Raw genomic sequence first — 10,499 nt, 5'->3', positions numbered from 1 at the left:
TGGAACTCAGGGCTGGAAGTTGATCGGCACCTGGACGCTGGAGGAGACCGGCAACTCGCCCGACATGGCCGGGCGGAAGCGCCAGCGGCGGACGGCGCTGACGGCCGCGCGGTCCAGTTCCCGCGAGCCGCTGGAGTGGCCCACGCTCACGTCCGTGGGCACGCCGTCCACGCCCACCTGGACGCGGACCAGCACGGTGCCGCGTTCGCCCCGTCGCAGTGCGCCGGCGGGGTAGCGGGGCGCGGGCGAGGAAATGGGCTGGGGCTGCGAGCTGACCGTAGGGGCCCCGGTGCGGGGCGCGGGAGCCGGCGCGGCCGGCGGCGGTCGCGGGGTCTCGACCAGGCGTGGACGCTCCTCGCCGGGCGCCGTCTCCCGCGGCACGGGCGCGTCCGGGATGCCCTCGCCGCGATCGCCGGCCATGGGGGCCGGCAGCGGCGCGTAATCGGGGGTGGCTGCGGTGGGTGCATTGGGGCCGGCGCGATAGAACGCCTCCTTGCTGCTGTCGCGCAGCACCAGTGCGAAGACGAGCAGGCCGAGCACGAAGGCGCCCAGGATCCACCACAACGCATGTCGGGACGGCAGCCAGGACTTGAGCTGGGCAGAGCGGCGAGGCGGCGGCATTGCGGGGGATGAGGTCATCGGGTTTCGCTGTCGGTGAGGGTGGCGGGCGCGGCCCATGGCGCCCGGGCGGAGCGGATGACCTTGATTGTGCCGGTGGTCGACGGTTCTGGTGGTGTTGATCGGGTCCCTATGGATCCCGGCCCCGGTGCCGAGCGCCGCGACGGCCACCCGATGGTGCCGCCCCCGGGGTTAACGAATAGGCAATCCGGGCGGCAAGGCTGCAATAATCGCCAACTCCGTCACTGCGTCGCGCCCCCACATGCTTGATCCGAACCTGCTGCGCTCCAATGCCGCCGAACTGGCCGTCCGCCTGCGCCAGACGCGCGGATTCGATCTGGACGCCAGTGCGCTGGAGGCGCTGGAGGCCGAGCGCAAGCAGATCCAGATCCGCACGCAGGAGCTGCAGAACCTGCGCAACACGCGCAGCAAGGCGATCGGCCAGGCCAAGGCCAAGGGTGAGGACGTCGCCGCGCTGATGGCCGAGGTGGCCGGGTTCGGCGAGGAGCTCAAGGCCTCCGAGCAGCGGCTCGAAGCCATCCGCGCGCAGATCGAAGGCCTCGCGCTGCTCATTCCCAACCTGCCGCACGAGTCGGTCCCGCTGGGCCAGGATGAAAGCCACAACCAGGAACAGCACCGCTGGGGCACGCCGCGCGACTTCGATTTCCCGGTCAAGGATCACGTCGAGCTGGGCGCGCGAAATGGCTGGCTCGATGGCGACACCGCCGCCAAGCTCAGTGGGGCGCGTTTCACCGTGCTGCGCGGCTCGCTGGCCCGCCTGCACCGCGCCCTGGCGCAGTTCATGCTGGACCTGCACACGGGCGAGCATGGGTATGAAGAGACCAACGTCCCGCTGCTGGTCAACGCCGACTCGATGCGCGGCACCGGCCAGCTGCCCAAGTTCGAGGACGACCTGTTCGCCACCGCGGTGGGCGAGGGCGACGACGCCCATCGCCGTTACCTGATCCCCACCTCGGAAGTGCCGCTCACCAACATCGTCCGCGACGCGATCGTCGAAGGCGAGGTGATGCCGCTGCGCATGACCGCCCATTCGATGTGCTTCCGCGCCGAAGCCGGCAGCCACGGCCGCGACACGCGCGGCATGATCCGCCAGCACCAGTTCGAGAAGGTGGAACTGGTGACCATCGCGCGCCCCGAGGAGAGCTACGCCGAGCACGAGCGCATGACGCGCTGCGCCGAGGTCGTGCTGGAGCGGCTGGGACTGCCTTACCGCCGCGTGCTGCTGTGCACCGGCGACATGGGCTTCGGCGCGACCAAGACCTTCGACCTGGAAGTGTGGCTGCCCTCCCAGGACACCTACCGCGAGATCTCCTCGTGCTCCAACTGCGAGGCCTTCCAGGCCCGCCGCATGCAGGCGCGCTGGCGCAATCCCGCCACCGGCAAGCCCGAACTGGTGCATACGCTCAACGGGTCCGGCGTGGCCGTGGGCCGGGCGCTGATCGCCGTGATGGAGAACTACCAGAACGCGGACGGCTCGATCACGGTGCCCGAGGTGCTGCGGCCCTACATGGGCGGCGTCGACCGCATCGCATGACCATTGCCACGGTCGGGCCACGCCCGGCCGGTTTAGCGTAGAGCGTCCGGAGATCCAGGCCGGGCCCCAGGCAGACAGACCGGACCGGACCGGACAGACCCGGCCGGACATACCAGCCGACCCGGCTTCGGGCGGCCGACGACCACAAGGAAACCGACCATGACGCGTGTGGCGACACTGACGCTTTCGATCCTGCTGTGCCTTCCGCTCCTGGCGTCGGCCCACCCCGCGCCGGCCGCCGGCGGCGACGCTACCGGCACCGCGTCCTCCGCGCAGATCGCGTCGCTGGCCTACACCACCCGCACGCTCGCCAATGGCCTGAAGGTCTACGCCATCCGCGACACCACGACCGCCAACGTTTCGGTGCAGGTCTGGTACGACGTCGGTTCCAAGGACGACCCGAAGGATCGCTCCGGCTTCGCCCACCTGTTCGAGCACCTGCTGTTCAAGGCCACCCGCAACATGGTCTCCGAGCAGTTCGACCGCATGACCGAGGACGTGGGCGGCTTCAACAATGCCTCGACCTGGGACGACTTCACCAATTACTACGAAGTCGTGCCGGCCAACCACCTGCAGCGCCTGCTGTGGGCCGAATCCGAGCGCATGGGCTCGCTGGTCGTCGACGAGAAGGTGTTCAAGTCCGAACGCGACGTGGTCAAGGAAGAGCTGCGCCAGCGCATCCTCGCCCGCCCGTACGGCAAGCTGTTCGGCCTCTACCTGTCGGAGACGGCGTTCGACGTGCATCCCTACGCGCGTCCGGGCATCGGTTCGATCGAGGAACTCGACGCGGCCACGGTCGACGACGTGCGCGCCTTCCACGCCACCTATTACCGGCCCGACAACGCGATCCTGGTCGTCGCGGGCAATTTCGACCCGGACCAGCTCGACACTTGGGTCGACCAGTACTTCGCCCCGGTCAAGCGTCCCGCCGGCGCCATTCCGCGCGTGACCGCGGTCGAACCGGCGCGCAGCGCGCCGCGTGACTACCTGGTCTATGAACCCAACACCCCGCTGCCGGCAGTGGCACTGACTTTCCAGGGCCCCGCCGCGGGCAGCGCCGACCAGCCGGCGATGCTGGTGCTCGACGCGATCATGGCCAAGGGCGACAGCTCGCGCCTGTACCAGTCGCTCGTCTACCAGCAGCAGCTGGCCTCGCAGGTCATGACCAACTTCACCCCGAGCAAGGATCCCGGCGCGTTCTCGCTCGCCGCGATCATGGCCGAGGGCAAGAGCGCCGACGCCGGCCTGGCCGCATTGCGCGCGCAGGTCGCCCGCCTGCGCGAGGCGCCGGTTACCGCGGCCGAACTCGACGAAGCCAAGAACGAACTGGTGAGCGACGCCCTGCGCGAGCGCGAGACCGCCGACGGCAAGGGCTTCGCCCTGGCCTTCGCCGCCATCGTGTACGGCACGCCCGACCGCGCCAACACGCTGCTGGGCGACATCCAGAACGTCACCGCCGCCGACGTGCAGCGCGTGGCGCGCCAGTACCTGGCCGAGAACCAGAGCGTGGCGATCCGCTACCTCGACGAATCGGCCAAGGCGTCCGGCGCGGCTGCGACGCCGATCCGCATCGCCGACACCGTGCAGACGCGCGGCCTCAGCGTCCCGGCCTCGCAGATCCACATCGTCACGCTCGCGCCGGAAGGCGAGCGCGTGCAGGCCCCGGCGCCGGCCGCGCCGGTCGCCGCCACGCTGCCGTCCTTCAGCGAGAAGACGCTGGCCAACGGCCTGCGCGTGATCATCGCGCCGGACCACGGCCTGCCCCTGGTCGGGGGCGGCATCCAGATCCTGTCCGGCTCGACCAGCGACCCCGCCCAGGCCGACGGCAGCGCGCGCATGACCGCCGCGCTCGTCACGCAGGGCGCGGGCAAGCGCTCGGCGACGCGGATCGCGCAGGACATGGAGGCCCTGGGCGCCGACCTGTCCGCGCAGGCGGGTTGGGACAGCTCCGCGGTGCACCTCAACGTGCGCAGCGACCGCCTGAAGGACGCGCTGCCGATCTTCGCCGACGTCGTGCGCGTACCGACCTTCGCCGCCGAGGAAGTCGCCCGCCAGCGCCAGCAGGCCCTGGACGAACTGACCGTGACGCTGCGCAATCCCGGCGCGCTGGCCAGCATCGCCGCCAACCGGACGATCTACGGCGACGCGCCCTACGGTCGCATGGCCGGCGGCACGCCGGCCTCGCTGGCCAAGCTCAATGCCGAACAGCTGCAGGCCTACCACCGCACCTGGTGGCGCCCGGACAACGCCGTGCTGGTGCTCGCCGGCGACATCACGCCCGAACAGGGTTTCGCGCTGGCCGAGCAGCAGTTCGGCGACTGGGCCAAGCCGAAGCAGCCGCTGCCGGCCAGGGTGCAGGCTGACACCGCCGTCGGCGGCGGCAAGCCGCGCGTGCTGGTCGTCAACCGTCCGGACTCCGGCCAGGCCGCGGTCACCGCCGCGCAGCGTGGCATCTCCCGCATCGATGGCCAGTACTTCCCGGCGATCGTGGCCAACAGCATCCTCGGCGGTGGCTATTCCTCACGCCTGAACCAGGAGATCCGGATCAAGCGGGGCCTGTCATACGGCGCGTCCAGCTCGGTCGGCGCGCGCGTCGGCGCCGGTCCGATCGTGGCCTCGACCCAGACCAAGAACGTCTCCGCGCCGGAAGTCGCCGGCCTGATCGAGGGCGAACTCAAGCGCCTGGGCGACCAGCCCCCGGGCGATGCCGAACTCACCGCGCGCAAGGCCGTGCTGATCGGCGGCTTCGGTCGCGACATCGAAACCAACGAAGGCCTGGCGGGCGAACTGGCCGACCTGGCCACCGTGGGCATGCCGCTGATCGCACTGAAGTCCTATGTGGACAACGTGCAGGCGGTGACGGCGGCGCAGGTGCAGGAAGCCGGCCGCACGCTGTTCTCGCCCGACACCGCCAACCTGGTCGTCGCCGGCGACAGCCGCGAGTTCCTGGACGCGCTGAAGAAGGCGCATCCGGACGTCGAGGTGATCCAGGCCGAAGGCATGAACCTGGATTCGCCGACGCTGAAGTGATCGGCCGCCATCGCGGCAGGAAAACGGGCCCGCATCTCGCGGGCCTGTTCTGTTTCAGGCGTGTGGTTTCCCGCTCAGCGCTTGAGCTCCTTCCCCCGCACAGCGGGGGAAGGTTGGGATGGGGGCCGACGATCGCCCCGCATCCGGATCCATGCGCGGGAGCCCACATCCCATCTCACGCCGCCTCGCGCAGCGGCTCCGCGATCGCCGCATGCGCCTGCGCCAGCGCATCACTGCGATGCTGCGGCGAGTACGCCACGCCTTCGGCCCGCACCAGGCGCACGTCGTCCACGCCCAGGAAGCCGAACACCTGCCTCAGGTAGGCCTCCTGGAAATCGGCCGGACTGTTGTCGCCGTAGAGCCCGCCACGACCACTGGCGATCACCAGCGTCTTGCCCTTGGCCAGTCCTTCCGGACCCTTCTCGGTGTAGCGGAACGTGCGCCCGGCGACCGCCACCCGGTCGATCCAGGCCTTCAGCGTCGACGGCACGCTGAAGTTGTACATCGGCGCCCCGACGACGATCACGTCGCTGTCGAGGAACTGCTGGAGCGTGGCTTCGCTTTCAGCCGCGACGGCCGGGTCGGCCTTGGCCAGCACCACACTGTTGAGGTGGGGCAGGGGCTGCGCGTCGAGGTCCCGGTACGTGACGTTCAGGCCGGGCACTGCCTCGCGCCAGCGTGCGACGATCGAGGCGCTCAGTTCGCGGGTGACGGATTGGCTGCCAGTGGCAGCGGAATCCAGGTGCAGGAGTTTCATGTCAGTCGGTCCCGTGGCGGCGGCTGATGCCGCGAAGGGGGCCACTATCGACTGTTGCGGAAATAGGATAAAGCTGGTCTAATATCACTGACTGTTCCGAATATGTTACTTATCTCGAACACAGGACTATCGCCATGCAGGATCTGAACGATCTCTATTACTTCGCCGCCGTCGTCGACCACCAGGGCTTCGCCGCCGCCGAACGCGCCCTGGGCATCCCCAAGTCGCGCCTGAGCCGACGCATCAGCCAGCTGGAAGAAGACCTCGGTGTCCGCCTGCTGCAGCGTTCGACCCGCCGCTTCGCGGTGACCGAGGTGGGGCACAGCGTCTATCGCCACGCGCAGTCGATGCTGGCCGAGGCGCAGGCCGCGCGCGAAGTCGTCGATCGCCTGAGCGCCGAACCGCGCGGCGTCATCCGCGTCAGCGTGCCGGTGGGCATGGCCCAGCAGCAGATGCCACGGCTCCTGCCGGAATTCCTCGCCCGCTATCCGCAGGTGCGCGTGCAGCTGCACGTCAGCAACCGGCGGGTGGACATCATCAACGAAGGCGTGGACGTCGCCCTGCGCGTGCGCTCGCGCCTGGACGACGACGGCAGCCTGGTGATGCGCAACTTCGGCCAGATCCAGGAGCTGCTGGTGGCCAGCCCGGACTACCTGCGTCGCATGGGCCGGCCGAGCAATCCCGACGAGCTCAACCAGCACGTCACCCTGAGCATGAACGAGGACGACGCGCACCAGCGCTGGGAGCTGCACGGCCCCAACGGCGAGGTACGTCGCGTCGAACTCAAGCCGCGCGTGGCGGGCTTCGACTTCCCCATGCTCATGGCGCTGGCAAAGCAGGGCGTCGGCATCACGATGCTGCCCGAAACCGTCTGTGCCGATGCGGTGCGCAACGGCGAACTGGAAGTGGTGATGCCGCAGTGGCGCCTGCCGCAGGGCATCTTCCACGCGGTCTTCGCCTCGCGCCGCGGCATGCTGCCGGCCGTGCGGGTCTTCATCGACTTCCTCGCCGAGCGCGTCCCCGGCCTGGTCGAATCGGCCCGCCTGCAGTGCGGCGAGATCGAAGGCAAGCCGTGCCCCGACGGCACCGTCGGCAAGAAGCCGGCCGCCAAGGGCGCCAAACCCGAGCGCACCGCCGAGCCGGCATGAGAGAATGCCCGCCGCCGCGGCATCCCGCGGCGGCGATCACTTCGATGCCCGCGCCGGGACCACACCGGCGTCAAGGAAAAACGGAAGCGTGGCCGAGCGGTTTAAGGCACCGGTCTTGAAAACCGGCGATGGGGAGACCCATCCGTGAGTTCGAATCTCACCGCTTCCGCCACATCAGTGAACCGGTACTTGCCGAGTCATCTGCGGGGATCGCGAGGCGCGCGCGTCTAGTTCCGGCCAAGCCGGTCATTCGTTGAGGTGGAGCGGCCGGCGCTCGGACTGCTGGCATCGGCGCTCTGCCTCCAGCAGACGCCTCAGTGCGCTTGCGCACAGAACCCGGTGGGGCAAAGTTGCACGCTTTGGAAGCGTCACGCGGAGGATTCCCCATGGGAAGTGAACGCTCGACATGGCCGGATCACTACATCGAAGCCTTTGTCCGCTTCGCCTGCCAGCACCTTGCGGTTGAGTCCTGGGAAGAGCTCGAGCCGACACTGTCAGCCAGCTGGGTTGATCTGGTCGGTCCGGACGTGCCCCATTGGTCCGAGGTGGGGCCGACGATTCGGGAGCACTGCGAAACTTCCGCCGCTCCAGCTGTGCCGAGGCATTTCTCACCCTGAGACGGGTGACGAGTTCCGGCTGGACCGCGGGCCTTCAGAGCGCGGCTGTCGCGTCCATGGGATGGCTCAGGGAACGATCAGGTTGTCCTGCGTCGTGCAGCCCGACAGTCCGGTGCTGAAGCCGCTGATGACGTTGCCCAGTGCGCTGCCCCTGGGAAACGTACAGAAAATGCCCGTGCCGGCGCCGCCATTTCCGGTGACGTCATTTGCGCGGATGGAGATCCGCCCGTTCTCCTGGTTGTTGATGCCATGGACGGTGCCGGTTCCGCTCGGCACCAGGCCACCTACGCGGTTGCCGGCGATGCTTCCCGAGAGATGATGCGTGCTGATCCCGTAGGCCAGCGCAATGCCGCTGGAATTCGGGTGGCCGACCACGCCGCTGACGGTGTTGTCGATGAGATCGACCGCGCCACCGGCCTTGATGCCGACCGCGTAGCCGCCAACCGTCGTCGAGCCTCCTGTGTCCACCACGAGGTTATGGCGGGCCACGCTCGCATCCCCCGCGATCTCGATCCCGATGTAGGTGTTGGCGTCGAATCGGTTGTCCTCGATGACATGGCCACTTCCGCTCAGGCCTGCGCCGACATAGAAGCCGCGCATCGTGCAGTTTCGAACCGTGGCGTTGAGCGCGGAGAGGGCACGCACGCCATATGCCGACGTTCCCGCTCCTCCGGCGAGCCCACCGACCTTGAAGTCGTTGCAGTCGATCGTGACGTTGTTGGCCCTGATGTCGATGGCGGTGCCGGCGCTGATCGCGGTGTTCAGGTCCTTGCGCAGGCACCACACGCCCTGCGCCGTGATGGTCGCCGGCAATGAATCGATGAAGCCTTCGCAGTTGCTGTAGCCCTCCGCTGCCAAAATTCCAGGGGAAGAAAGGCTGCTGCCTGCGCCGAGCAGCAGCAACAGGACGATCTGCGCACAGTTCTTCATACAGGGCTCCCTGGGACAAGTTCCCGGCAGCGGCGTAGCCGACACGGCCAACGCGATGCGTCGGTGGCACCTGCTGATCCTGGACCGCCGCGGCGATGGGATATTGACCTGCGTCAGCAATCCGGCTGCTGTGTCTCAACCGGTGCGTACCCCTACGAACGAAGCGCGCAGGAGCGCAATCATGGTCACGCCAGCCGCGGATTGTTTGACGCCGATCAAGGCCCGCCGGGGCCCATCAGTCATTGTGTGGCCATCGCACCGGACCGGAAATCGATGAGCCCGACCACGCCAGCTCCAGAGCCTGCGGCTTTCCGCCTGACCTTCCTGGGAGCAAATGCCACGGTGACGGGCTCACGCTACCTGGTGGACGCGGGCAGCCACCGTGTGCTGGTCGACTGCGGCCTGTTCCAGGGCTACAAGGCATTGCGCCTGCGGAACTGGGCGCCCTTTCCGGTCGACCCGGCCTCCATCGATGCCGTGATCCTGACGCATGCCCATCTCGACCACAGCGGCTACCTGCCGCGGCTGATCTCTGCGGGCTTCTCCGGAGCGGTCTGGTGTACTGACGCCACGCGCGACCTGTGCGGCGTCCTGCTGCCGGATTCGGGCCACCTGCTCGAGGAGGAAGCCGGTTACGCCAACAGGAAGGGGACTTCCAGGCACCATCCTGCCGAGCCGCTCTACACCGAAGAGGACGCCCGTCGCGCGCTGCGGGTGTTCCGGCCGGTGCCGTTCGATCAGGCATTCGAACCGGTGCCGGGATTGGTTGCGACCCTGCGCCCGCAAGGCCACATCCTGGGCGCATCGGCGGTTTCGCTTGCCTTCGGGGAAACACGAATCACCTTCAGCGGCGATATCGGACGGCCCTGCGATCCCGTCATGCGGGCACCGGCGCCGATTTGGGAATCGGACTGGCTGGTCGTCGAGTCGACCTATGGCAATCGCCAACACCTGCCCATGGCATTCGAGCAGGAGCTGAAGGAAGCATTGGGGCGCGTCCTCGCCCGGGGCGGCGTGGCGGTCATCCCGGCCTTCGCCGTCGGGCGGGCGCAGCTGCTGCTGCACATGATTGCCCAGCTCCAGGCGCGCGGCGAGATCCCCGAGGTGCCGGTGTACCTCAACAGTCCCATGGCGGCAGATGTCACCGGCCTGTATCAGCGATATCGGGACCAGCACCGGCTCAGTGGCGGCCAGTTGCAGGCCATGCAGCGGGTGACCCGGATCGTCAACACCGTGGAGCAGTCCAAGGCCTTGAACCGACGCCGAGGTCCCATGATCATCGTGGCGGCGAGTGGCATGGCGACAGGCGGACGGGTGCTGCATCACCTGATTGCATTCGCTCCCGATCATCGCAACGGCATCCTCCTGTCCGGTTTCCAGGCCGGCGGTACCCGCGGGGCGGCGTTGGCCCGTGGCGAAACCGCACTGCGCATCTTCGGCCAGGACGTTCCTGTCCGTGCCGAGGTCGTGCAGTTGGGCTCGGCCTCCGCGCATGCGGACGCGGACGAGGTGATCGCCTGGCTGCGTACTGCGCCGCGGTCCCCACGAGGTGTTTTCGTGACCCATGGCGAGCCCGACGCAGCCGACGCCCTGCGGCTTCGCATCGAACGCGAACTTCAATGGCCGGCCCACGTGCCTGAGTACGGCCAGTGTGTTGATCTGTCCGCGGCGCAGTGAGAGCAATGCTTGATTTGGGTCAAATCGTTTGACGCCGTACGCACCGATACTGGATGGGCGATTACCGGCAAGGGTGTTCCCGCAATGGCTTCCGGTGGCGTGTCCGTCCCGCCGCGCGAAGCCAGGGACTGCGAGGGACATCGCCTGGAATCCATGACGACGGGTGA

6 protein-coding genes, 1 tRNA gene and 1 pseudogene are annotated in these 10,499 nt (G+C 68.3%); 5 read left to right on the top strand and 3 right to left on the bottom strand.

What is annotated here, in order from left to right; translation table 11 throughout:
• Window positions 1–6 precede the first annotated feature (6 nt).
• The gene (locus tag I8J32_RS13760; protein WP_245156338.1) at window positions 7–639 is read right to left on the bottom strand and encodes an energy transducer TonB; all 633 of its coding nucleotides are present in this window, start codon (window positions 637–639) and stop codon (window positions 7–9) included.
• 241 nt (window positions 640–880) lie between these two features.
• Here I8J32_RS13760 and serS point away from each other — a divergent pair, with 241 nt between their 5' ends.
• Complete coding sequence (gene serS, locus I8J32_RS13755; RefSeq protein ID WP_200615634.1) at window positions 881–2,173, top strand: serine--tRNA ligase; 1,293 nt, start codon at window positions 881–883, stop codon at window positions 2,171–2,173.
• A gap of 159 nt (window positions 2,174–2,332) precedes the next feature.
• Window positions 2,333–5,203: a M16 family metallopeptidase gene (locus I8J32_RS13750; protein ID WP_200615633.1), complete on the top strand. Its 2,871-nt coding sequence runs from the start codon at window positions 2,333–2,335 to the stop codon at window positions 5,201–5,203.
• Between the two features lie 175 nt (window positions 5,204–5,378).
• Here the strand turns inward: I8J32_RS13750 and I8J32_RS13745 are convergent, their stop codons facing one another.
• Window positions 5,379–5,960, bottom strand: coding sequence for an FMN-dependent NADH-azoreductase (locus tag I8J32_RS13745; protein ID WP_200615632.1), 582 nt, complete (start codon window positions 5,958–5,960; stop codon window positions 5,379–5,381).
• Window positions 5,961–6,094: 134 nt separating this feature from the next.
• On the opposite strand from I8J32_RS13745, the pseudogene I8J32_RS13740 reads away from it, so the two are divergent.
• Together I8J32_RS13740 and I8J32_RS13735 are read left to right on the top strand one after the other, a co-directional pair.
• Window positions 6,095–7,015, top strand: a pseudogene (locus I8J32_RS13740) (LysR substrate-binding domain-containing protein); the annotation flags it as partial.
• Window positions 7,016–7,190: 175 nt separating this feature from the next.
• Window positions 7,191–7,280: transfer RNA gene (locus I8J32_RS13735), tRNA-Ser, on the top strand.
• A 511-nt stretch (window positions 7,281–7,791) separates the two neighbouring features.
• Here I8J32_RS13735 and I8J32_RS13730 read toward each other — a convergent pair.
• Complete coding sequence (locus I8J32_RS13730) at window positions 7,792–8,628, bottom strand: right-handed parallel beta-helix repeat-containing protein (protein WP_200615630.1); 837 nt, start codon at window positions 8,626–8,628, stop codon at window positions 7,792–7,794.
• Window positions 8,629–8,928: 300 nt separating this feature from the next.
• On the opposite strand from I8J32_RS13730, the gene I8J32_RS13725 reads away from it, so the two are divergent.
• On the top strand, window positions 8,929–10,332 hold the full coding sequence (locus I8J32_RS13725; protein WP_200615629.1) for an MBL fold metallo-hydrolase RNA specificity domain-containing protein: 1,404 nt from the start codon (window positions 8,929–8,931) through the stop codon (window positions 10,330–10,332).
• Window positions 10,333–10,499: the final 167 nt, after the last annotated feature.

The organism is Lysobacter solisilvae, assembly GCF_016613535.2.
Classification (GTDB): domain Bacteria; phylum Pseudomonadota; class Gammaproteobacteria; order Xanthomonadales; family Xanthomonadaceae; genus Agrilutibacter; species Agrilutibacter solisilvae.
This window is presented reverse-complemented; position numbering and strand designations above follow the sequence as displayed.

What these genes read in the sequence shown, in the direction of transcription:
- I8J32_RS13760 (WP_245156338.1), bottom strand. Translation starts at nt 639, where the DNA reads ATGACCTCATCCCCCGCAATGCCGCCGCCTCGCCGCTCTGCCCAGCTC.
- serS (WP_200615634.1), top strand. Translation starts at nt 881, where the DNA reads ATGCTTGATCCGAACCTGCTGCGCTCCAATGCCGCCGAACTGGCCGTC.
- I8J32_RS13750 (WP_200615633.1), top strand. Translation starts at nt 2,333, where the DNA reads ATGACGCGTGTGGCGACACTGACGCTTTCGATCCTGCTGTGCCTTCCG.
- I8J32_RS13745 (WP_200615632.1), bottom strand. Translation starts at nt 5,960, where the DNA reads ATGAAACTCCTGCACCTGGATTCCGCTGCCACTGGCAGCCAATCCGTC.
- I8J32_RS13725 (WP_200615629.1), top strand. Translation starts at nt 8,929, where the DNA reads ATGAGCCCGACCACGCCAGCTCCAGAGCCTGCGGCTTTCCGCCTGACC.